Here is a 23,189-nt window from a genome sequence, read left to right as displayed (position 1 = left end):
CAGGAGTGAAATGGCCGTCAATCTGGTCAATGTCGAGCAGGTCAGCAAGGTGTACGGCACCCGTGCCCTGCTCGACGGCGTATCCCTCGGGGTGTCCGAGGGCGACCGGATCGGTGTCGTGGGCCGCAACGGCGACGGCAAGACCACCCTCATCCGGATGCTCGCCAAGCTGGAGGAGGCGGACACCGGCCGCGTCACCCACAACGGCGGGCTGCGACTCGGCGTCCTCACCCAGCACGACTCCCTGGACCCCGGGAAGACCATCCGCCAGGAGGTCATCGGCGATCTCGCCGACCACGAGTGGGCGGGCAGCGCCAAGATCCGCGACGTGCTCACCGGGCTCTTCGGCGGCCTCGCCCTCCCCGGCTTCGAGCACGGGCTCGACACCGTCATCGCCCCGCTCTCCGGCGGCGAGCGCCGCCGGATCGCGCTGGCCAAGCTCCTCATCGACGAGCAGGACCTGATCGTCCTCGACGAGCCCACCAACCATCTCGACGTCGAGGGCATCTCCTGGCTGGCCGGCCATCTGCGGACCCGGCGCTCCGCCCTCGTCTGCGTCACCCACGACCGGTGGTTCCTCGACCAGGTCTGCACCCGTATGTGGGACGTCCAGCGTGGCACCGTCCACGAGTACGAGGGCGGCTACAGCGACTACGTGTTCGCCCGCGCCGAGCGGGAGCGCATCGCCGCCACCGAGGAGTCCAAGCGGCAGAACCTCATGCGCAAGGAGCTGGCCTGGCTGCGCCGCGGCGCCCCCGCCCGTACCTCCAAGCCGCGCTACCGCATCGAGGCCGCCAACGAACTCATCGCCGACGTGCCGCCGCCGCGCGACACCAGCGAGCTGATGAAGTTCGCCAACGCCCGCCTCGGCAAGACCGTCTTCGACCTGGAGGACGTGACCGTCCAGGCCGGCCCCAAGACCCTCCTCACCCACCTCACCTGGCAGCTCGGCCCCGGCGACCGCATCGGCCTGGTCGGCGTCAACGGCGCGGGCAAGACCTCGCTGCTGCGCGCGCTCGCCCAGGCCGCCCGCACCCAGGGGGACGAGCAGCCCGCCGCCGGGAAGGTCGTCGTCGGCAAGACCGTCAAGCTCGCCTACCTCTCCCAGGAGGTCACCGAGCTCAACCCGAACCTCCGGGTCCTGGAGGCCGTGCAGCAGGTGCGCGACCGGGTCGACCTCGGCAAGGGCCGCGAGATGACCGCCGGTCAGCTCTGCGAGCAGTTCGGCTTCACCAAGGAGAAGCAGTGGACGCCCGTCGGCGACCTCTCCGGCGGCGAGCGCCGGCGGCTCCAGATCCTGCGGCTGCTGATGGACGAGCCCAACGTCCTCTTCCTCGACGAGCCCACCAACGACCTCGACATCGAGACCCTGACGCAGCTGGAGGACCTCCTCGACAGCTGGCCCGGGTCGATGATCGTGATCTCCCACGACCGGTTCTTCATCGAGCGGACCACCGACCGGGTCATGGCGCTCCTCGGCGACCGCGCCCTGCGCATGCTGCCGCGCGGGATCGACGAGTACCTGGAGCGCCGGCAGCGGATGGAGGAGGAGTCCACCCCCTCCGCGGCCGCGCCCCGTACGTCCACCGCCTCCGCCGCTGCCCCGGCCGTCTCGGCGCAGGAGGCCCGCGCCGCGAAGAAGGAGCTCCAGAAGGTCGAGCGGCAGCTCGACAAGCTCTCCACCCGGGAGACCGCGCTGCACAAGCAGATCGCCGACAACGCCACCGACTTCGAGAAGGTCGCCGGGCTCGACGCCGAACTGCGTGAACTCGTCACCGAACGGGACGAGTTGGAGATGCGCTGGCTGGAGCTGGCCGAGGACGCCTGACGGACGGCGATGCGGCAGGTGGTAGAACGGGACGGCAGGGACCGTACGTTCGAGGGGGACCACACCGATGTCGCAGCCGCCGCAGGGCGGGCCGGGGGAGCAGCAGGGCTTCGGCGCTCCGTACGAACCGCAGCCCGGCGCGTACGGGAACCCCGTGCCGCCCCAGCCCCAGCCGCAGCCCCGGCCCGGCCCGTACGGTCAGCCGCCCACGGCGCCGTACGGCTACCCGCAGCCGCAGCCGCAGCCGCAGCCGCCCGCCATGTCGTACGGCCGGCCGGGGCCCCGGCCCTCGCCTCCGGGTGGGCGCTCGCGGGGCCGGGTCGCGGGTCTCGTCGCCGCCGTGCTCGCCGGAGTCCTCGTCATCGGGACCGGCGTCTGGTTCGTGGTGGGCGGCGATGACGGCGCCGACGACGGGAAGCCCGTCGTGAGGGAGAGCGCCGCCTCGAAGCGGCCCGGCGCCGAGCCGGGCCCGAAGGCGACGCCCGCCCCGGGGGCCGCGGAGATCAACAAGGGCCGCGAGGAGGGCGAGGCGAAGGTCCGCTGGGTCCAGCGGAACGGCGTGGACCTGCCGGGGGGCGGAGCCTCCGCCCTCGGCCCCTGGGTCGCCGGCGACGTCGTGGCCAAGGCCATGTACCGCACGGCGTCCGGCTATTCCCTCGACGACGGCGCGCGGAAGTGGAGCCTGCGTCTGCCCTCCGACGTCTGCGCGGCGCCCACCCGGCCGACCGCGGACGGGAAGATCGTCGTCGGTCTCCTGACCGACACCTCCACGGAGAACTCGGTCTGCGACAAGCTCCAGATGATCGATCTGGTCACCGGCGAGGCGGGCTGGTCCGCGACCTTCGAACGCGCGCCGACGCAGGACGGGCTCGCGAACATCGTCATGGCGATCAGCGGCGACGTCCTGACGATCGGGCGCGTCGGCCGCACCGATGCCTATCGGGTCGGAGACGGCAAGCACCTGTGGGACAAGCTGCCCGGCCCCTGCCAGTCGTACGGTCTCGCCGGCGGAGCCGTCCTGCTCGCGGCTGTCAGCTGCCGCGATCAGCCGGCCGGCGAGTCCGAGTCCGAGTCCGACGATGTCGTCGAGGAAGTGCGGCGCATCGACCCGTCCACCGGCCGGACCCTGTGGACGTACGAGGCCGAGAAGGGCTGGCTGATCGACGAAGTCCACTCCGTCGACCCGCCGGTGATCTCGCTCCGCAAGGGCGGGGCGGTGGCGGGCGAGTGGGCGATCACGGTCCTGAACGCCGACGGAACCTTCCGCTCCCGGCCCGCCGCCGGCGACGACGTCCCCGAGGCCCGGTGCACCGGCATGCGGCGGAACGTGGGCGCGAACCTCGACACCTGCGTCGGAGTGACCGCCGACGCCGACACGCTCTACACCGCCACGAAGCACCGGTTCGCGGACGGGGTGCTGACCAACGACGTCGTCGCCTTCGACATGAGCACCGGCGAGAAGAAATGGAAGGTCCCCGCACCCGCCGGCCAGACCCTGATGCCGCTGCGCGTCGAAGGCGGCAGGGCGCTGATCTACCTCAGCCCGCCCGGCGCGAAGAGCGGGACCAAGGGCGTCGGCGGCGGCATCGTGGCGCTCGGGCCGGACGGCGGCGCACCGCGCCAGGTCCTGCGCCACCCGGCGTCGGCCGCGGTGACCGAGCGCACCTTCACCGATCCGCTCGTCCTCTACACCGGCGGCCGCTCGCTGCTCATGCTCCCGTTCGTCTCCGCGGCCACCGACGAGGAGGAGAGGGAGCTGCCGGTGATGATCGCCTTCGGTGACTGACCATCACCTCCCGCCGGGGCGTAACGGAGGCATCACAAGGCGGTTCTCCCTTGGGAACAGGGTTTGGCCCGAACCGGTGCCCAGTGGCGGGCGGGTGGTAGAAAGAAGCCCCGCCCGACTGTCGTAACACCGCGGAAGCCATGCCCGATTCGCTCCTTTCCGAGGGGAATTCACCCCCTTGGGAATGCGGGGGAGACCGATTCGCGCACCGGGCCGCACGAAGGGGGACGTGCTGATATGAGCCAGCCGCCCAGCCAGCAACCGCCGCAGGGAGGCTTCGGGGCTCCGCAGGAGCCGCCGAACGGAGCTCCTCAGCAGCCCCAGGACCAGCCGAACCTGGCGAAGCCGCCGCGGACGCCGCCCGGTCAGCCGTCCCAGGGGCCGCCCCCCGCGCAGCCGCCCGGGCCCCCGGCCGGCCCGCCGCAGACGCCCCCGCCGGGCGCCCCGGCGTACGGCTATCCGCAGCAGCAGCCCGCGGCCGGGCCCGGCTACGGCTATCCGCAGCAGCCCGGCCAGGCCCCCGGACCGTACGGCCAGCAGCCCGGACCGTACGGCCAGCAGCCCGGCCCCTACGGTCAGCAGGCGCCGGGACCGTACGGTCAGCAGGCCTCGGGCCCCTACGGTCAGCAGGCTCCCGGTCCGTACGGTCAGCAGCCCCAGTCCGGTTACGGCTACCCGACGCAGCAGCACCCCGGCGCCCCCGCCCCCGGCGGACCGGGCTCCGGTCCCGGCGGGTTCCTCAAGAACAAGACCGGCATCGTGGTCGCGGCGGCGCTCGCCGTGGTCCTGGTCGCCGGGGCGGGCACCTGGTTCCTCGTGAGCGACGGCGGGGACGACCCCAAGAAGCCCGTCGCCGGCACGAGCAACGACCCCAAGCCCCCCAGCGAGTCGCCGACGGTCGACGAGGGCGACGGCACCGGTGACGGCCGCGAGGGCAACGACGACCTCAACGCCGGGCGCAAGCCGGGCGAGGCCAAGGTCGCCTGGCTCCAGAAGAACGACGTCGACCTGCCGCGCGGCGGCGCGTCCGTCGAGGGCCCCTGGTTCACCGGCGACCTGGTCGCCAAGGCCATGTACCGCGGCGTCTCCGGTTACGCCGTCGCCGACGGCAAGCAGAAGTGGGCCCTCGAGCTCCCCGCCGACGTGTGCGCCACGCCCAACACCGCGACCGCCGACGGCAAGCTCGTCATCGGAGTGAAGGACGGCACCACCGACCGGGCCAAGTGCTCCGTCCTCCAGATGATCGACCTCAACACCGGCAAGGCCGGCTGGAAGAAGACGATCAAGAAGAACGGCACCTGGGACTTCCTGTCGGACATCGGTCTGGCCATCAGCGGAGACACCGTCACGGTGGGGCGCACCGGCAACGCCAACGCCTACCGCGTCAGCGACGGCAAGGAGCTGTTCGGCAACCCCGAGGGCAACTGCAAGCCCTTCGCCTTCGCCGGCGGCGCGAAGCTGATCGCCGCCGCCAGCTGCCGCACCGACGACGTCAAGAACCCGCAGCACCAGGTCCAGGAGCTGGACCCGGTCACCGGCAAGACCAAGTGGACGTACCAGCCCGCGCGCGGCTGGGAGGTCAGCAAGGTCTACTCGGTCAACCCGCTCGTCGTCAGGTTCGACAACGAGGCGAAGAAGCAGTACGGCATCGCGGCGCTCACCGAGAGCGGCAAGCTGCGTTCGCAGCTCGCGCCCGCGAAGGGCGACAAGCTCACCGCCGACTGCGGGGGCAGGTTCGCGGTCTTCGGCACGCATCTCGAAGGGTGCAGCGGCGTCGCCGCCGACGCCAACACCTTCTACATCGCGACCGAGGACGACAGCAGCGGTACCTCGCGGACGAACAAGGTCATCGCGTTCGACCTGAACACCGGGAAGCCCAAGTGGGAGGCGCCCGCCCCGGCCGAGCGCGTTGTGAAGCCGCTGGGCATGGAGGGCGGCGACGTGCTGCTCTACATGCGGCCGAAGTACGACACCGCCGGCGCACTCGTGACCCTGCCGCCGACCGGCGGCACTCCCAAGACGCTGCTCCAGCACCCGGCGTCCGCCGGGCGGATCGAGAACGGCTTCTTCTCGTCCAAGGTCCTCTACCAGGACGGCCGCTCCTACATCTTCAGCAAGCGTGTGAGCGCGAGCAACGACAAGGAAGAGCTGGAGCAGTCGACGATGCTGGTGTTCACCAAGTGACGGTCCGCCGCGGCATCCGACCGAGGCCGGCCCCTCCCGGCCCCACGCGCCCCCACACCCACTCGTCTCCCGAGGTACGCACGCCATGACCCAGCCACCGCAGCAGCCGCCCAACGAACCGCCGAACACGCCCCCGCCCTCCGGTGGCTTCGGCGCGCCGCAGGACCCGCCGCCGGGAGGGTTCGGCGGGCCGACCCCGCCGCCCGCGGACCCCTTCGGCAAGCAGCCGGAGCAGCCGCCGCAGCAGCCAGCCGCCCCGCAGGGCACGCCCGCCGGGGGCTACGGCACCCCGCCCCCGGCCGGTGGCTACCCCACCCCGCCCGCGCCGCAGCCCAACGGGTACGGCTACCCCCAGGCCCCGCAGCAGGGCTACGGCTACCCGCAGGGGCCCGCCGGCCAGCCCGGGATGCCCCAGCAGGGTTACGGCTACCCGACCCAGCCGATGCAGCCGCAGTACGGGGCCCCGCAGCCGGCCGGCGGCGGCAAGAAGTTCTCCACCCAGATGCAGATCATCGTCGCCGCGGCCGTCGCCGTGGTGCTGATCATCGGCGGCGGGCTCATCTACGCCTCCACCGGCGACGACAAGGGCGGGAAGGACGAGGCCTCCTCGTCCGGCGCCACCGGCGGCGAGGCCAAGGGCGGCGAGGGCGGCCTGGCCGGCGGCGAGGAGAAGGCGCCCGCCAACACCAAGTCCAAGGTCGCCTTCCAGTTCCCGGAGCCGGTGGTCACCGACATCACCACGGTCGCGGGCTCCTGGGTCACCGACAAGGCGTACGTCAAGTCCGGCATCGCCGAGATCACCGGATACGACCGCGACAAGGGCACCAAGCTCTGGTCCTTCCCGCTCGCCGGCGAGATCTGCACCGTGTCCCGGCACATGAGCAAGGACTACAAGGCGGCCATCGTCTTCCAGGAGACGAAGGCGACCAAGGAGAACAAGTACCCGTCGTGCAACCAGGTCGGCGCGATCGACCTGAGCGCCGGCAAGCTCCTGTGGAGCAAGAGCGTCACCTCCGCCACCGGCGGCGACCGGCCGATCCGCTTCGACGAGGTCACGCTCAGCGGGACCACCGTCGCCGCGGGCGGAACCTCCGGCGGGGCGGCCTTCAAGCTGGCCGACGGCGCCGAACTCTGGAAGCCGAAGGTCGGCGCGGACGGCTGCTACGACCGTGGCTACGCGGGAGGCGAAGCCCTCGCCGTGGTCCGCAGGTGCGGCACGTCCGACAGCCCGCAGCTCACCGTGCAGGCGCTGAACCCGACGACCGGCGCGCCGCTGTCCTCGTTCCAGATGCCCGCGGGCGTCGACTACGCGAGCATCGTCTCCACCAAGCCGCTGGTGGTCGCGGCCGACGTCGGCGACACCGCCGGCGACGGCAGCAGCATCTCCGACTTCTTCTCGATCGACGCGGCCACCGGCAAGCTGATCGTCCGCATTCCCGCCGACGCGGACAAGTACGCGGCGGAGTGCGGCTCCACCGATGTCGAGCAGTGCCAGCACATGGCCGTCGGCAACAACCGGCTCTACCTGCCGACCGAGAGGCACGACGGCACCAGCGAGTACGGCGACACGAACGAGATCGTCGCCTTCGACCTGACCACCGGAAAGCTCCTCGGCGGCCGGGCGGACGCGGGCGACCGCCACACCCTGACGCCGCTCCGGATGGACGGCACCAGCATCATCGCCTACAAGGAGGGCCCGTACGACAAGGGCGGCCAGGTCGTCTCCATCGACGGCGAGACCTTCAAGCAGACCCTGCTGATGGAGAACCCGAGCGACGAGACCGTCCGGGAGGCCGAGAAGCGGTTCAACATCGGCTCGGCCGAACTCCACTACACCGACGGCCGGTTCTACATGGCGACCAGCTCGGTCCACAAGCCCAGCACCGTCAACCCCGACGAGAAGCGCTACCTCGTCGTCGCCTACCGCACCGACTGATCACCGCGCTCTCCCCGGGGAGCGTCCCGCAGTGCCAGGCCCCGCCGGTCGATCACCTCACCGGCGGGGCCGATCGTTCTCCGCCCGTGAAGTGATCGCGAAGTCCCGGTCAACGAGCCGTGAACGCAGGTCGACGAGGCCCGCGTGGCGCAGAATTCGGCCTTCCGGGGGCTTCTCCCACGTAAGGGCCGCGCGGCGTCGAACAAGCGTGTAACTTGCCGGGGCAGGAGTCCGGGGGGCCGGGCACACAGGGCTTTGAGGGGTGAGGACCGTGGGTGTGCGGCTCATGGTGGTCGATGATCACCGGCTGCTCGCCGAGGCACTCGCCTCGGCGCTGAAACTGCGCGGGCACCGGGTGCTCGCGGCGGCGGCGCCGACGTCCGGGGCGGCGGAGCTGGTCGTCAGCAGGGCCCCGGAGGTCTGTCTGTTCGGTACGGCCACGCCCGCCGCCCCCGGGGTCTTCGACCCGATCGCGCGCATCGGCCAGGAGCGCCCGCAGGTGGCGGTGGTGGTCCTCGGACCGGTGCCCAGCCCGCGCGGGATCGCCGCGGCGTTCGCCGCCGGGGCCGCGGGGTACGTCCGGCACGACGAGCGCATCGAGGGCGTCGAGCGGGCCATGCTCAAGGCGAGGGCGGGGGAGAGCGCCATCGCCCCGCAGCTGCTGCGGGGGGCTTTCGCCGAACTGCTCAATCCGACGGCCCAGCCCGACGACGAGGGGCGGCGGCTGCTGCGGATGCTGACGCCGCGCGAGGCGGAGGTGCTCGTGCGGGTCGCCGAGGGCGAGGGCACCCGGCTGATCGCGGCCGGCATGGACATCGCCCCGAGCACCGCCCGCACCCACGTCCAGCGGGTCCTGATGAAGCTCGGCGTCGGCTCCCGGCTGGAGGCGGCCGCCCTCGCGGCCCGTACGGGACTGCTGGAGCGGGCCGCGGACGACGGCGGCACGCCGCAGGGGCCGTACATCCCCGGTCAGCGCGGGTGACGTACGGCCCCTGCGGGCAGCGCGGACGAGCGGTGGGGCGGGTCAGCCCGCGCCGGACTCCGGCGTGGGGCCCGGGCCCGAAGCCGGGTCCGGACCGGTTTCCGGGGCCGTCGGGGCCTCGGCCGGGCGCAGCTTCATCCAGACCAGGAAGAACAGGCCGAGCGCCAGCATGGCGAGACCCGTCCACAGGTTGATGTGGACGCCCTCGGCCTTCTTCAGGTCGGCGTCGGACGGGCTGACGCCGGCGATGGTGACGATCACGCCGTAGACCACGAACAGGCCGCCGATGATCCGCCGGATGTCGAAGAGACGGGCGGCGGTGGCGGACTCGCGCTCCAGCTCGGAGACTTCCTTGTGCAGGTCGGACGTGCGCGGTTCGGACAGGTGCGGGTCGGACATGGTGAGTGCCTCCGATCAGAACGAGTAGGGGACGTAGCAGGCGGCGGCGAGGACGACCGCGCCCCAGCCGAGCAGTGCGGGCTTGCGGTACCAGGCGCTGTCGGCCTCGTCGAGCGCCTCGTCGGCATCCGGCGATTCGGTCCCGTACACCAGACCGGCCAGCTCCGCTTCGGGCTTCGGCGCGGTGAAGAGGGTGACGGCGACCATGACGACGGCTCCGGCGACGAATCCGACGATCGCGGAGACGAAGTTGGCGCCCTGGTCGGACGGGATGTCGATGATCCCGCCCTGGTAGATCCAGAAGTAGTTGACCATCGCGGCCCCGGTGCCCGCGACCAGGCCCCAGACGCCGGACTTCATCGAGGCCCGCTTCCAGAACATGCCGATGATGAAGACGACGAACATCGGGACGTTGAAGAACGAGAACAGCGTCTGGAGGTAGCTCATGATGTTCGAGAAGCTGGCGGCGATGAACGCCGTGCCGATCGAGGCCAGCACACCGATCGCCGTGATCAGCCGCCCGAAGCGCAGGTAGTAGGCGTCCGGCCTGTCCTTCACTACGTACCGCTGCCAGATGTCGGTGGTGAACACCGTGTTGAACGAGGACACGTTGGCCGCCATGCCCGCCATGAACGCGGCGAGCAGACCGGTCACCGCGATGCCGAGCACGCCGTTGGGCAGCAGCTCCTGCATCAGCAGGGGTATCGCGTCGTTGTAGGTGAGGTCGGAGTCCGGGGTGCCGATCTTGGGCACGATCACGGCGGCGACCAGGCCCGGGATCATCACCGCGAAGACGATGAAGATCTTCGGGAAGGCGGCGATCAGCGGGGTGCGCTTGGCGGCGGAGAGGTTCTTCGCGGACAGGGCGCGCTGCACCTCGGCGAAGTTCGTCGTCCAGTAGCCGAAGGACAGCACGAAGCCGAGGCCCAGGATGATCGTCAGCCAGTTGGCGCCCAGCGGGTTGGCGTCACCGATGCCGGTGCCGCCCCAGGCGGTCATGAAGTCCCCGCCGTGCTGCTTCGTCAGCGAGTCGCTCATCGCGTCCCAGCCGCCGACCCGCTTCAGGCCGAGGACGGTGAGGGGGATCAGCGCGGCGAGGATGACGAAGAACTGGAGCACCTCGTTGTAGATCGCCGAGGAGAGTCCGCCGATCGTGATGTAGACCAGCACGAACAGGCCCGCGACGACGATCGCGACCCACTGGGGCCAGCCGAGGAGCGCCTCCACGACGATGGACAGGGCGTAGAGGTTGACGCCCGCGATGAGGATCGCCGCGAAGGCGAAGAGCACGGAGCTCAGCAGGTGCGCGGACCTGTCGAACCGCTGGAGCAGGAACTCCGGCACGGAGCGCACCTTGGAGCGGTAGTAGAACGGCATCATCACCAGGCCGAGGAAGACCATGGCCGGGATCGCGCCGATCCAGTACCAGTGCACCACCGCGACGCCGTACTGCGCGCCGGTGGCCGCCATGCCGAGGATCTCGGTGGCGCCGAGGTTGGCCGCGACGAAGGCGAGCCCGGTCACCCAGGCGGGCAGGGACCGTCCGGAGAGGAAGAAGTCGAGGCTCGTCCTCACACTGGCACGGGCCGCGAAGCCGATGCCGAGCACGACGACGAAGTAGATCGCCAGGATGGCGTAGTCGAGCCCGTTCGTGGGGAGCCGGAGCCCTTCGGCAAGTGTGTGCATGGGGGGTACTCGCTTCGTTGCGCGAACTGAACCCGTCGGAACTTACGCCTCTGCATTCGGGAAATGAACAGTCTCGTTGGGGTTCTTTGTTCGATCGTGATCGAGTGCGGGTGAATGTCCGGGTATGCCATCCGGGATCGCGCCATGCTGGGGATGGTCGCGGCCATTGACGCGCGTGTTTGCTTGTGATTTGTTATGTGCGATTATGTTGGAGGACCCTGGTGGAGGACCCTGGTGAAGAAGACGGTTACGACCCTCGCCGACGGCCGTGAGCTGATCTACTACGACTCCGCCGACGACACCGTCCGCGACGCCGTCGACCACCGCCCGCTGGATCCCGTCTCGACCTCGTCCGAGATCCGCCGCGACCCCCTGCTCGGTGACGCGGTCGCCGTCGCCTCGCACCGCCAGGCGCGCACCTACCACCCGCCGGCCGACGCCTGCCCGCTCTGCCCCACGCGCGACGGACGCGCCGGCGAGATCCCCGGCAGCGACTACGACGTCGCCGTCTTCGAGAACCGCTTCCCCTCCCTCGCCGGCGACTCCGGCCGCTGCGAGGTCGTCTGCTTCACCGCCGACCACGACGCCTCCTTCGCCGACCTCACCGAGGAACAGGCCGCCCTCGTCCTCGCCGCCTGGACCGACCGCACCGCCGAACTCGCCGCACTCGACCAGGTCACCCAGGTCTTCTGCTTCGAGAACCGGGGCGCCGAGATCGGCGTCACCCTCGGCCACCCGCACGGCCAGATCTACGGCTACCCCTTCGTCACCCCGCGCACCGAGCTGATGCTCCGCTCGGCCGCCCGCCACCGCGAGGAGACCGGCCGCAACCTCTTCGACGACGTGGTCGCCCGCGAGGAGAAGGACGGCTCGCGCGTCGTCCTCGCCACCGACCACTGGACCGCCTTCGTCCCGTACGCGGCCCACTGGCCCTACGAGGTCCACCTGTACCCCCGCCGCCGCGTCCCCGACCTGCGGGAGCTGGACGAGCGGGCGCGGACGGAGTTCCCCCGGGTCTATCTGGAACTCCTGAGGCGCTTCGACCGGATCTTCGGCCCCGGCGAGCCGCCGACCCCGTACATCTCCGCCTGGCACCAGGCGCCGTTCGGCGTTCCCGGGCGGGAGGACCTCGCCCTGCACCTGGAGCTTTTCACCATTCGCCGGACCTCCGGCAAGCTGAAGTTCCTCGCGGGGTCCGAGTCCGGCATGAGCGTGTTCATCAACGACGTGCCGCCGGAGGCCGCGGCCGAGCGACTGCGAGAGGTAGCGAGCAAGTGAGCGATTCCCCGAAGGCCGGCAAGCTCCCGAAGAAGTACCTGGTCACCGGCGGAGCCGGCTACGTCGGGAGCGTCGTCGCCCAGCACCTGCTGGAGGCCGGGCACACGGTGACCGTCCTGGACGACCTCTCCACCGGCTTCCGCAAGGGCGTCCCGGCCGGAGCCGCGTTCATCGAGGGCCGCGTCCAGGACGCCGCCCGCCACCTGGACCCCTCCTACGACGGCGTCCTGCACTTCGCCGCCTTCTCCCAGGTCGGCGAATCCGTCGTCGACCCGGAGAAGTACTGGGTCAACAACGTCGGCGGCACCACTGCCCTGCTCGCCGCGATGCGCGAGCACGGCGTGCGCACCCTCGTCTTCTCCTCCACCGCCGCCACCTACGGCGAACCGGTCTCCAGCCCCATCACCGAGACCGCCCCCACAGCCCCCACCAGCCCCTACGGCGCGTCCAAACTCGCCGTCGACCACATGATCAGCGGCGAGGCCACCGCCCACGGCCTGGCCGCCGTCTCGCTGCGCTACTTCAACGTGGCCGGGGCCTACGGCAACTGCGGCGAACGCCACGCGCCCGAGTCCCACCTCATCCCACTGGTCCTCCAAGTGGCCCTGGGAAAGCGCGAGTCGATCTCCGTGTACGGCCACGACTACCCCACCCCCGACGGCACCTGCGTCCGCGACTACATCCACGTCGCCGACCTCGCCGACGCCCACCTGCTGGCCCTGGAGGCCGCAGCCGTCGGCGAGCACCTCATCTGCAACCTCGGCAACGGCAACGGCTTCTCGGTCCGCGAGGTCATCGAGACCGCCCGCAAGGTCACCGGTCACCCCGTCCCCGAGACCGCCGCCCCCCGCCGCGGCGGCGACCCGGCCGTCCTCGTCGCCTCCGCCACCACCGCCGTCGAGCGCCTCGGCTGGCAGCCCTCCCGCGCCGACCTGGCCGGAATCATCGCCGACGCCTGGCAGTTCGCCCGCCGAGAGGACACGACCACCCCATGACCGAGACCACCGCCCCGTCCACGCCCCTCGCGGAGCCGGACCGGACCGACCCCGCCGTCACCTTCGCCGAGCTGTACGGGGGCGAGCCCGACGGCGTCTGGGCGGCACCCGGACGAGTGAACCTGATCGGCGAGTACACCGACTTCAACGACGGTTTCGTCATGCCGCTCGCCCTCCCGCACACCGCCGTCGCGGCCGTCGCCCGCCGCGACGACGGCGTCCTGCGCCTGTACTCCTCCGACGTCCCCGGCGGCGTCGTCTCCCTGCGCGTCGACGAACTCGTCCCGCACTCCGGCCACGGCTGGGCCGCCTACCCCGCCGGGGTGCTCTGGGCGCTGCGCCAGGCGGGGCACCCGGTCACCGGGGCGGACATCTCCCTGACCTCCACCGTGCCCACGGGCGCCGGACTCTCCTCCTCCGCCGCCCTGGAGGTCGTCACCGCGCTGGCACTGAACGACCTCTTCCACCTCGGCCTCACCGGCCCCGAACTCGCCGTCGTCGGCCGCCGCGCCGAGAACGACTTCGTCGGCGTGCCCTGCGGGATCATGGACCAGATGGCCTCGGCCTGCTGCGTCGAGGGCCACGCCCTCCACCTGGACACCCGCGACCTCTCCGTGCGCCAGGTCCCCTTCGACCTGGCCGCCCAGGGCCTGACGCTGCTGGTCGTCGACACCCGGGTCAAGCACGCGCTCGGCGACGGGGCGTACGCGGAGCGCCGGGCAGGCTGCGAGGAGGGCGCCCGGCTGCTCGGCATAACGATGCTGCGCGACCTGCCGTACGCCGGTCTCGACGCGGCGCTCACCACGCTCGCCGACGCCGGGGCGGACGAGTCCGTCGTCCGCTACGTACGCCATGTCGTCGGCGACAACCGCCGGGTCGAGCAGGTCATCGCCCTGCTCGACGCGGGCGACGTCCGCGCCGCGGGCCCCGTCCTGAACGAGGGCCACCGCTCGCTCCGCGACGATCTGCGGGTCTCCTGCCCCGAACTGGACCTGGTGGTCGAGGCGGCGAACGAGGCCGGGGCGCTCGGCGCCCGGATGACCGGCGGCGGCTTCGGCGGCTCGGCGGTCGTCCTGGTGGAGGCGGCGGCGGCCGGCACCGTGGCCAAGGCCGTCAGCGAGGCGTTCGCGGCGGCCGGGCACACGGCCCCGGGGATCTTCGACGCCATTCCTTCGGGAGGAGCGCGCCGACTGCGGTGAGCCCCCGGGGCACCGCGCTCACAACTCCTTGACCAGGATGAACTCGGTGACGCCCGGCGGGTAGTCCGCGACCCGGCCGATCTCCTCGTACCCCTGTCCGCGGTAGAAGCCGGGGGCCTGGAAGTCCCAGGTCTCCAACCGCGACCGGGTGCAGGCGCGCTCGGTGCGGGCGGTCCGTTCGGCCTCGGCGAGCAGACGCGCGCCGAGGCCGGAGCCTCGGTGCGGGGCGTCGACCCAGAGCAGGTCGACATGCAGCCAGTACGCCCAGGTGCGCCCGGTCAGCCCACCGGCCAGGGCCCCGAGCTCGTCCAACGCCCAGACCTCCAGCGGGACTTCGTGCTCGGCGGGGGTGGAGAGCAGCGCACGCAGGCCGGCCGCGGCCGCGATGTTGTCCTCGTGCAGACGCCCGCTCAGCAGAATACGACGTTCTTTGTCCACTTCTGTCTCAAGACGGAACATGAAGCACACCCTAAACACCCTGGGCAACCAGTTCGGCGAATCGCCTTCCGCCCGTGGCCCCCACCCGTACGCTGATGCTCAGCACCGGTGGGGGCCGGTGCTCATTCAGGGGAGCGAGAGAGCCGGGTACGGCGCCCGGGGGCGGGGCGGCAGGCGGTGCGAAGGCGGCGGCCGGAGCACGGCGGGCCGCGCCGAGGCCTCCGGACGCCGTACCCGCAGCTGTCCGCCCCCACCGATGGGGGTTCTGTGGCGCGTATCCGGGTTCTGGTGGTCGACGACCACCGCATCTTCGCCGAGTCGCTCGCGGCGGCCCTCGCGGCCGAGCCCGACGTGGACGTGTCCGCGGCGGGCAGCGGCCCGGCCGCGCTGCGCGCCCTGGAGCGGGCCGCCGCCGAGGGGCGCGGTTACGACGTGCTGCTGGTGGACGCCGAGTTGGGCGCCGGGACGGCCGACGGCGCGCACGCCGTCCCCGTGCCCCGGCAGGAGGGGGCGGGCGTCGTCGACGGCATCTCCCTGGTCGCCGAGGTCAGTTCGGGCCGGCCCGCCGTCCGGTCGGTGGTGCTCGCCGAGAAGGACGATCCGCGGGCCGCCGCACGGGCGCTCCAGGCGGGAGCCTCGGGCTGGGTGGCCAAGGACTGCTCGTTGCAGCGGCTGCTGGCGGTGATACGGGGCGTGCTGCGCGACGAGACGCACCTGCCGCCCGCGCTGCTCACCGGCGTACTGCGGGAGCTGACCGCCGCCCGCAAGCACCGCACCGAGAGCGAGCTGCTGGTGGAGTCGCTGACGCCCCGGGAGCGGGAGGTGCTGCGCTGCATGGTGGCGGGACTCGGCCGCAAGGCGGTCGCCGAGCGCCTGTTCCTCTCCCCGCACACGGTGCGCACCCATATGCAGAACGTGCTGGGCAAGCTCGGGGTGCACTCGACGCTGGCCGCGGTGGCGCTGGCCCGCCGGGCGGGGGTCGGCCCCGCCGAACCGCCGCTAAGTCGGAATGTTGTCGAACGGGGCGGTCAACTGGCGCAGTAGCCCGGCCAGTTCGCCGCGCTGCTGGCGGGAGAGCTCGCCGAGGATGGCGCGTTCCTGGTCGAGCAGTCCGGCCAGCGACTGGTCGGCCTTGTCGCGCCCCTCGGCCGTGAGCCGGACGAGGACGCCGCGTCGGTCGCTCGGGTCGGGCAGCCGCTCGACGAGGTTCTTCTTGGTCAGCCGGTCGATGCGGTTGGTCATCGTGCCGGAGGTGACCAGGGTCTGGGTGAGCAGTTGCCCGGGGGAGAGCTGGTACGGAGCTCCGGCCCGGCGCAACGACGTCAGCACGTCGAACTCCCACGGCTCCAGGTTGTGCTCGGAGAAGGCTATGCGGCGGGCCCGGTCGAGGTGGCGGGCCAGTCGGGAGACACGGCTGAGCACCTCGAGTGGTTCCACGTCGAGGTCGGGGCGCTCTCGGCGCCATGCAGCGACCAGTCGGTCGACCTCGTCCTCCATACCGATCAGTGTAGAGGGTCCCTCGACATGAAGTCTCTTGAATTCAAGTGTCTTGACATCAAGAGATTATCGGCGTGATCCTGTCCCCCATGACCGCACCCGCCCAGCCCTCCTGGGACCCCCAGCAGTACCTCCGCCACGCTGACCACCGCACCCGCCCCTTCCACGACCTCCTGGCCCGCGTCGGCGACCTCCCCGGCCACCCCGCACCCCGCATCGCCGACCTCGGCTGCGGCGCGGGCAACGTCACCGCCCTCCTGGCGGACCGCTGGCCGGACGCCCGGATCACCGGCTACGACACCTCCCGCGAGATGCTCGCCGAAGCCGCCGCCCACGCCCGGCTTCCCCTGCTCGACTTCGCCGAGGCCGACGCCGCGACCTGGACACCCACCGAGACGTACGGCCTGATCGTCTCCACCTCCGCACTCCAGTGGATCCCCGGCCACGCCGAACACTTCCCCCGCTGGCTCGACGCCCTCGCCCCCGGCGGCACCCTCGCCTTCCAGCTCCCCGGCAACTTCACCGCCCCCAGCCACACCCTCCTGGCCGCCCTCCGCGAATCCGACCGCTGGCGCCCCCTGCTCCACGGCATCGGCGACCGCACCGCCTCCGCCCTGGACCCCGCCGACTACCTCACCCGCCTCCGCGACCTGGGCTGCACGGCCGACGTCTGGGAGACCACCTACCTCCAGACCCTGTCCGGCGACGACGCGGTCCTCGACTGGGTCAAGGGCACCGCCCTGCGCCCCGTCCTCACCGCCCTGGCCGACGATCCGGCGGCCCGCGACGCGTTCCTCACCGAATACGGCGACCTGCTCCGCGAGGCCTACCCGCCCGGCCCGTACGGCACGGTCTTCCCGTTCCGCCGCATCTTCGCCGTCGCCCGCAAGAAGCCGGAGGCGTGACCGACGGGCCCTACAGCTCCTTGAGCGCGTCCGCCGAGACGTCGATGTCCACCGGGAACGGCACACCCGTCTTCAGCCGGTCGTGATGGGTCCCGGTCAGCGCGTACGCCTTCGTCACCGGGTCCAGCTCGTAGACCCGCACCACGGGGTGCTGGTCGGTGCCGGTCATCTCCACCAGCCAGAAGTGCGGGATGCCGGCCGTCGCGTACTTGTGCGGCTTGGCCTCGCGGTCGCGGGCCTCGGAGTCGGGGGAGACGACTTCCACGGCGAGGAGGACGTCGGCGGCGGCGTACGACGTCTGCTCCATCCCCTTGGTGTCAGCCTCGGTGCGAACGACGGAGACGTCCGGCTCCGGCCCGTTCCGCCGGTCCAGCACCACGGTCATCTCGCGACGGACCTTCACCTCCGGTGGCGCCGTACTGCGCAGCCCTGCCACCAGCAAATCGATCACCATGCTGTGGAACTTGCGCTGCGGACTCACAAAGGCCAGGCTCCCGTCGATCAGCTCTGTGTGCGGCGGGAGATCGGGCAGCGTGAACAGATCGTTCACGGTGTATCCGTCCTGCGGGGGCACCGGCCAGCGGGAGCTGTGCGCGGTGGTCGGCTCGGCGGTCATGGTTCCTCCCATGGACGGATCCTCTGCCCTCCCGACCACAGTACGGCGGGAAATCCGCACCCGTCATCACAACGGGTGACGACGTGCGGAAGGGTCGCGCGGTCAGCTCTTCCGGTGCCCTATCAGCCGGGGCTTCGCCTCCAGGTTCTCCAGCCCGTGCCAGCACAGATTCACCAGATGGGCGGCCACCTCGGCCTTCTTCGGCTTGCGCACGTCCAGCCACCACTGGCCCGTCAGCGCCACCATCCCCACCAGCGCCTGCGCGTACAGCGGGGCCAGTTTCGGATCGAAGCCCCGGGCCTTGAACTCCAGGCCCAGGATGTCCTCCACCTGCGTGGCGATATCACTGATCAGCGACGCGAACGTGCCCGTCGACTGCGCCACCGGCGAATCCCGCACCAGGATCCGGAAACCGTCCGTGTACGACTCGATGTAGTCCAGCAGCGCGAACGCCGCCTGCTCCAGGAGCTCGCGCGGATGACCCGCCGTCAGCGCCCCCGTCACCATGTCCAGCAGCTGGCGCATCTCGCGGTCGACCACCACCGCGTACAGGCCCTCCTTGCCGCCGAAGTGCTCGTACACCACCGGCTTGGACACCCCGGCACGCGCCGCGATCTCCTCTACCGAAGTGCCCTCGAAACCCTTGTCGGCGAAGAGGGCGCGCCCGATGTCCAGCAGCTGCTCGCGGCGCTCCTTGCCCGTCATCCGGACCCGCCGGGCCCGCCGGGAGGGGGAGGTCGTGCTCTTCTCGCTGCTCGTGCTGCCGTCGGTCGCCACGTCGTCAATCATGCCGCGTCGGCCGGTGCGGACGTGCGCCGGGAGTCGATACGCGCTCCATCCGGCCACCGCACATCCGTGGCCCAGCCCAGCATCTCGAACCAGCGGATCAGCCGGGCGCTGGAGTCGATCTGCCCCCGCATCACCCCGTGCCGGGCACTCGTCGGGTCCGCGTGGTGCAGGTTGTGCCACGACTCGCCGCACGACAGCACCGCCAGCCACCACACGTTCCCCGACCGGTCACGGGACTTGAAGGGCCGCTTGCCCACCGCGTGACAGATCGAGTTGATCGACCAGGTCACATGGTGCAGCAGCGCCACCCGCACCAGCGAACCCCAGAAGAACGCCGTCGCCGCACCCCACCACTCCATCGTCACCAGGCCGCCGACCAGCGGCGGAATCGCCAGTGAGACGATCGTGAAGGAGAGGAAGTGGCGCGAGATGCCCCGGATCGCCGGGTCCTTGATCAGGTCGGGGGCGTACTTCTGCTGCGGCGTCTGCTCCTCGTCGAACATCCACGCGATGTGCGCCCACCACAGCCCCTTCATCAGAGCCGGCAGGCTCTCCCCGAACCGCCACGGCGAATGCGGATCACCCTCCGCGTCCGAGAACCGGTGGTGCTTGCGGTGATCGGCCACCCACCGCACCAGGGGCCCCTCCACCGCCAGCGAACCCATCACGGCCAGCGCGATCCGCAACGGCCGCTTCGCCTTGAACGAACCGTGCGTGAAATACCGGTGGAAGCCGATCGTGATCCCGTGACAGCCGACGAAGTACATCACCACCAGCAGCCCCAGATCCAGCCAGCTCACCCCCCGGCCCCACGCCAACGGCACCGCCGCGACCAGGGCCACGAACGGCACCACGATGAACGCCAGCAGCGCGAACTGCTCGATCGACCGCTTCTTGTCGCCGCCCAGCGTGCCGGGGGGCAACGAGGCTCCGGCCGCACCGGGAGGCTCGGTCTCGTCGATCACACGGGGGGTGCTCGCCATGGGGGGATACCTCTGAGGGTGAGGGAGAAGACTCGGACGGCCGTGGCTACGGTTCCGTAACCTACGGCTTGGTAAGTATGGCAGTGACGGGCACCACAACACGAGAGGCCGCTCGGACCCGTCACCCGCGATACCCCGCCCGCCCGATGGGTAAGGGGATAGAGGCCCGGGTGTCCCGGGCGGCGACCGCGACGCCCGTCGGGGCAACGGACACGCCGCCTGCGACGACACCTATCCTGGGAGCGTCGGACAGCGCGGTCCGCACCCGCTCGTCGGGGCGTGGCGACAGCACCGCTGCCAGCCGCAGGGCCCCGGACCCCGCCACCCGCCCCCACCACCCCTGTGGGGACGGCGAAGCGAACGCACCTCCTCATTCACTGCAAGGAGCCGCACACTGTGAGCAGTGCCGACCAGACCCCTGCCGCCAGCCCCGCGCTGCGCGCCGACATCCGCCGCCTCGGCGACCTCCTCGGCGAGACCCTCGTCCGCCAGGAGGGCCAGGAGCTCCTCGACCTCGTCGAGCGGGTCCGCGCCCTGACCCGAACCGACGGCGAGGCCGCCGCCGAACTCCTCGGCGACACGGACCTGGAGACCGCGGCACAGCTCGTGCGCGCCTTCTCCACCTACTTCCACCTCGCCAACGTCACCGAGCAGGTCCACCGCGCCCACGAGATGCGCGACCGCCGCGCGGCCGAGGGCGGCCTGCTCGCCCGCACCGCCGACCGGCTCAAGGACGCCGACCCCGAGCACCTCCGCGAAACGGTCAAGAACCTCAACGTCCGGCCCGTCTTCACCGCACACCCCACCGAAGCCGCCCGCCGCTCGGTCCTCAACAAGCTGCGCCGCATCGGGGCCCTCCTGGAGACCCCGGTCATCGAGGCCGACCGCCGCCGCCTGGACCTCCGCCTCGCCGAGAACATCGACCTCATCTGGCAGACCGACGAACTCCGCGTCGTCCGCCCGGAACCCGCCGACGAGGCCCGCAACGCCATCTACTACCTCGACGAACTCCACGCGGGCGCCGTCGGAGACGTCCTGGAGGACCTCGCCGCCGAACTGGAACGCGTCGGCGTGGAACTGCCCGCCGGCACCCGCCCCCTCACCTTCGGCACCTGGATCGGCGGCGACCGCGACGGCAACCCCAACGTGACGCCCGCCGTCACCTGGGACGTCCTGATCCTCCAGCACGAGCACGGCATCACCGACGCCCTGGAGATGATCGACCACCTCCGCGGCCTCCTCTCCAACTCCATCCGCTACGCCGGAGCCACCGAGGAACTCCTCACCTCCCTCCAGGCCGACCTCGAACGCCTCCCCGGCATCAGCCCCCGCTACAAGCGGCTGAACGCCGAAGAGCCCTACCGCCTCAAGGCCACCTGCATCCGCCAGAAGCTCGTCAACACCCGCGAGCGCCTCGCCGAAGGCACCCCCCACCGCCCCGGCTGCGACTACCTCGGCACCGCCGAGCTCATCGCCGACCTGGAACTCATCCAGACCTCCCTGCGCGCGCACAAGGGCGGCCTCTTCGCCGACGGCCGCATGGACCGCACCATCCGCACCCTCGGCGCCTTCGGCCTCCAGCTCGCCACCATGGACGTACGCGAACACGCCGACGCCCACCACCACGCCCTCGGCCAGCTCTTCGACCGGCTCGGCGAGGAATCCTGGCGCTACACCGACATGCCCCGCGACTACCGGCAGAAGCTCCTCGCCAAGGAACTCCGCTCCCGCCGACCGCTCGCCCCCACTCCCGCCCCGCTCGACGCGGCCGGCGAGAAGACCCTCGGCGTCTTCCACACCATCAAGCAGGCCTTCGAACGCTTCGGCCCCGAAGTCATCGAGTCCTACATCATCTCCATGTGCCAGGGCGCCGACGACGTCTTCGCCGCCGCCGTCCTCGCCCGCGAGGCCGGACTCATTGACCTCCACGCCGGCTGGGCCAAGATCGGCATCGTCCCGCTCCTGGAGACCACCGACGAACTCAAGGCCGCCGACGTCATCCTCGACGCCATGCTCGCCGACCCCTCCTACCGCCGCCTCGTCTCCCTGCGCGGCGACGTCCAGGAGGTCATGCTCGGCTACAGCGACTCCTCCAAGTTCGGGGGCATCACCACCTCCCAGTGGGAGATCCACCGCGCCCAGCGACGCCTTCGCGACGTCGCCCACCGCTACGGCGTGCGCCTGCGCCTCTTCCACGGCCGCGGCGGCACCGTCGGCCGCGGCGGCGGCCCCTCCCACGACGCGATCCTCGCCCAGCCCTGGGGCACCCTGGAGGGCGAGATCAAGGTGACCGAACAGGGCGAGGTCATCTCCGACAAGTACCTCATCCCCGCCCTCGCCCGCGAGAACCTGGAACTCACCGTCGCGGCCACCCTCCAGGCCTCCGCCCTGCACACCGCACCCCGCCAGTCCGACGAGGCCCTCGCCCGCTGGGACGCGGCCATGGACACCGTCTCCGACGCGGCCCACAGCGCCTACCGCAAGCTCGTCGAGGACCCCGACCTGCCCGCGTACTTCCTCGCCTCCACCCCCGTCGACCAGCTCGCCGACCTCCACCTCGGCTCCCGGCCCTCCCGCCGCCCCGGCTCCGGCGTCTCCCTCGACGGCCTGCGGGCCATCCCGTGGGTCTTCGGCTGGACCCAGTCACGGCAGATCGTGCCCGGCTGGTACGGCGTCGGCTCCGGCCTCAAGGCCCTGCGCGAAGCCGGACTCGACACCGTCCTCGACGAGATGCACGAGCACTGGCACTTCTTCCGCAACTTCCTCTCCAACGTGGAGATGACGCTCGCCAAGACCGACCTGCGCATCGCCCGGCACTACGTCGACACGCTCGTCCCCGACGAGCTGAAGCACGTCTTCGAGGCCATCGAGGCCGAGCACGCCCTGACCGTACGAGAGGTCCTCAAGGTCACCGGCTCCACCGAACTGCTCGGCACCAGCCCGGTACTCCAGCAGACCTTCGCCATCCGCGACGCCTACCTGGACCCGATCTCCTACCTCCAGGTCTCCCTGCTGGCCCGCCAGCGCCAGGCGGCCGAGCGCGGCGAGGAAGCCGACCCGCTGCTCGCCCGCGCCCTGCTGCTCACCGTCAACGGCGTCGCGGCAGGACTCCGCAACACCGGCTGACCGCACGCACGCCGGAAAGGGGCGGTCCCGCTACAGCGCGACGAACGTCGCCACCAGCAGGACCGCCCCCGCCGTACCCACCCCCCACGCCGTCCGCGACATCCGCAGCCCGCCGCCGACCACGAACGCGGCCAGCACCATCGCCCCGCCCAACGGCACCCACGCATGCAGAAAGCCCGGCACCCCCGTGCGGACCACCGCATCGGAACCGGGCTTCACCACGACAGGGAAACGATCCCCCTCCCGCGCCGCGACGGACCGGCCCACGCTCACCCGCGCCCGCTCCCGCGACACCGCGTCCGGCTCGAACGAACCGGTGCACGTCTCCTCGCCGCACCCCGTCACCGTCACGGTGCCGTGGTCACGCCCCTTGGCCAGAACGATGTGGTGCGCCGTGTTCCACGACGACCACGCACCGGCGACCAGCAGCACCAGGACGACCAGCCCCATGGCCACCCGGCGGCCCGCGAGCGCCGCACGCTGGGAAGAGCTCCGTTTCATGGGGGCCGATCCTTGGCCAGACCCCCACCCGCGGTCAACCTGTGGCCGAAAAACGCCCCAC

At 71.4% G+C, this 23,189-nt stretch carries 19 protein-coding genes; 11 read left to right on the top strand and 8 right to left on the bottom strand.

Annotated elements, in window-relative coordinates; all coding sequences use genetic code 11:
* Positions 1–10: 10 nt before the first annotated feature.
* The 5 genes from ACH4RG_RS24010 to ACH4RG_RS23990 all read left to right on the top strand — a co-directional run bounded on the left by ACH4RG_RS24010 (position 11) and on the right by ACH4RG_RS23990 (position 8,716).
* Entirely contained in the window at positions 11–1,828 is a 1,818-nt protein-coding gene (locus tag ACH4RG_RS24010; protein ID WP_397921034.1) for an ABC-F family ATP-binding cassette domain-containing protein, read from the top strand.
* Between the two features lie 67 nt (positions 1,829–1,895).
* Positions 1,896–3,614 carry a PQQ-binding-like beta-propeller repeat protein gene (locus ACH4RG_RS24005; RefSeq protein WP_398540222.1) on the top strand — a complete coding sequence of 573 codons (1,719 nt, stop codon included), beginning with the start codon at positions 1,896–1,898 and terminating at the stop codon, positions 3,612–3,614.
* 237 nt (positions 3,615–3,851) lie between these two features.
* Complete coding sequence (locus ACH4RG_RS24000; protein WP_398540221.1) at positions 3,852–5,798, top strand: PQQ-binding-like beta-propeller repeat protein; 1,947 nt, start codon at positions 3,852–3,854, stop codon at positions 5,796–5,798.
* 85 nt (positions 5,799–5,883) lie between these two features.
* Positions 5,884–7,734, top strand: coding sequence for a PQQ-binding-like beta-propeller repeat protein (locus ACH4RG_RS23995; protein WP_397921040.1), 1,851 nt, complete (start codon positions 5,884–5,886; stop codon positions 7,732–7,734).
* Positions 7,735–8,005: 271 nt separating this feature from the next.
* Positions 8,006–8,716, top strand: coding sequence for a LuxR C-terminal-related transcriptional regulator (locus ACH4RG_RS23990; protein WP_397921042.1), 711 nt, complete (start codon positions 8,006–8,008; stop codon positions 8,714–8,716).
* Between the two features lie 42 nt (positions 8,717–8,758).
* Here ACH4RG_RS23990 and ACH4RG_RS23985 read toward each other — a convergent pair whose 3' ends face one another.
* Together ACH4RG_RS23985 and ACH4RG_RS23980 are read right to left on the bottom strand one after the other, a co-directional pair.
* On the bottom strand, positions 8,759–9,115 hold the full coding sequence (locus ACH4RG_RS23985; RefSeq protein ID WP_397928334.1) for a hypothetical protein: 357 nt from the start codon (positions 9,113–9,115) through the stop codon (positions 8,759–8,761).
* Positions 9,116–9,130: 15 nt separating this feature from the next.
* Positions 9,131–10,801 carry a sodium:solute symporter family protein gene (locus ACH4RG_RS23980; protein WP_397921046.1) on the bottom strand — a complete coding sequence of 557 codons (1,671 nt, stop codon included), beginning with the start codon at positions 10,799–10,801 and terminating at the stop codon, positions 9,131–9,133.
* Positions 10,802–11,035: 234 nt separating this feature from the next.
* Between ACH4RG_RS23980 and galT the strand changes: the two genes are divergently transcribed.
* Genes galT through galK form a run of 3 tightly spaced genes read left to right on the top strand, consistent with a single transcriptional unit; the run spans position 11,036 to position 14,273 of the window.
* Complete coding sequence (gene galT / locus ACH4RG_RS23975) at positions 11,036–12,079, top strand: galactose-1-phosphate uridylyltransferase (protein WP_397921048.1); 1,044 nt, start codon at positions 11,036–11,038, stop codon at positions 12,077–12,079.
* Entirely contained in the window at positions 12,076–13,074 is a 999-nt protein-coding gene (gene galE, locus ACH4RG_RS23970; RefSeq protein WP_397921050.1) for a UDP-glucose 4-epimerase GalE, read from the top strand. Before galT ends, galE begins: the two co-directional genes overlap by 4 nt.
* Entirely contained in the window at positions 13,071–14,273 is a 1,203-nt protein-coding gene (gene galK / locus ACH4RG_RS23965; RefSeq protein WP_397921052.1) for a galactokinase, read from the top strand. The genes galE and galK overlap by 4 nt, the downstream gene beginning before the upstream one ends.
* Before the next feature lie 18 nt (positions 14,274–14,291).
* Here galK and ACH4RG_RS23960 read toward each other — a convergent pair whose 3' ends face one another.
* Complete coding sequence (locus ACH4RG_RS23960) at positions 14,292–14,732, bottom strand: GNAT family N-acetyltransferase (protein ID WP_397921054.1); 441 nt, start codon at positions 14,730–14,732, stop codon at positions 14,292–14,294.
* Positions 14,733–14,978: 246 nt separating this feature from the next.
* Here ACH4RG_RS23960 and ACH4RG_RS23955 point away from each other — a divergent pair, with 246 nt between their 5' ends.
* Positions 14,979–15,755 carry a DNA-binding response regulator gene (locus tag ACH4RG_RS23955; RefSeq protein ID WP_397928329.1) on the top strand — a complete coding sequence of 259 codons (777 nt, stop codon included), beginning with the start codon at positions 14,979–14,981 and terminating at the stop codon, positions 15,753–15,755.
* On the opposite strand, the gene ACH4RG_RS23950 is transcribed toward ACH4RG_RS23955, so the two are convergent.
* The gene (locus ACH4RG_RS23950; protein WP_047177062.1) at positions 15,711–16,208 is read right to left on the bottom strand and encodes a MarR family winged helix-turn-helix transcriptional regulator; all 498 of its coding nucleotides are present in this window, start codon (positions 16,206–16,208) and stop codon (positions 15,711–15,713) included. The genes ACH4RG_RS23955 and ACH4RG_RS23950 overlap by 45 nt on opposite strands.
* Before the next feature lie 89 nt (positions 16,209–16,297).
* On the opposite strand from ACH4RG_RS23950, the gene ACH4RG_RS23945 reads away from it, so the two are divergent.
* Positions 16,298–17,113, top strand: coding sequence for a trans-aconitate 2-methyltransferase (locus tag ACH4RG_RS23945; RefSeq protein ID WP_398540220.1), 816 nt, complete (start codon positions 16,298–16,300; stop codon positions 17,111–17,113).
* Between the two features lie 10 nt (positions 17,114–17,123).
* Here ACH4RG_RS23945 and ACH4RG_RS23940 read toward each other — a convergent pair whose 3' ends face one another.
* The 3 genes from ACH4RG_RS23940 to ACH4RG_RS23930 form a co-directional block, all read right to left on the bottom strand.
* Positions 17,124–17,729, bottom strand: a complete 606-nt coding sequence (locus ACH4RG_RS23940) for a Uma2 family endonuclease (protein ID WP_398540281.1) — start codon at positions 17,727–17,729, stop codon at positions 17,124–17,126.
* Between the two features lie 102 nt (positions 17,730–17,831).
* Complete coding sequence (locus ACH4RG_RS23935; RefSeq protein ID WP_397921062.1) at positions 17,832–18,518, bottom strand: TetR family transcriptional regulator; 687 nt, start codon at positions 18,516–18,518, stop codon at positions 17,832–17,834.
* On the bottom strand, positions 18,515–19,501 hold the full coding sequence (locus ACH4RG_RS23930; protein WP_397921064.1) for an acyl-CoA desaturase: 987 nt from the start codon (positions 19,499–19,501) through the stop codon (positions 18,515–18,517). Before ACH4RG_RS23930 ends, ACH4RG_RS23935 begins: the two co-directional genes overlap by 4 nt.
* A gap of 396 nt (positions 19,502–19,897) precedes the next feature.
* Here ACH4RG_RS23930 and ppc point away from each other — a divergent pair, with 396 nt between their 5' ends.
* Positions 19,898–22,627, top strand: coding sequence for a phosphoenolpyruvate carboxylase (ppc, locus tag ACH4RG_RS23925; RefSeq protein ID WP_397921066.1), 2,730 nt, complete (start codon positions 19,898–19,900; stop codon positions 22,625–22,627).
* Between the two features lie 30 nt (positions 22,628–22,657).
* Here ppc and ACH4RG_RS23920 read toward each other — a convergent pair whose 3' ends face one another.
* Complete coding sequence (locus tag ACH4RG_RS23920; RefSeq protein ID WP_397921068.1) at positions 22,658–23,128, bottom strand: hypothetical protein; 471 nt, start codon at positions 23,126–23,128, stop codon at positions 22,658–22,660.
* Positions 23,129–23,189: the final 61 nt, after the last annotated feature.

The sequence above is a fragment of the Streptomyces sp. NPDC021019 genome (genome assembly GCF_044333295.1).
GTDB lineage: Bacteria > Actinomycetota > Actinomycetes > Streptomycetales > Streptomycetaceae > Streptomyces.
Note: the sequence above shows the minus strand (reverse complement) of the source record. Positions and strands in the feature narration are given on the sequence as shown.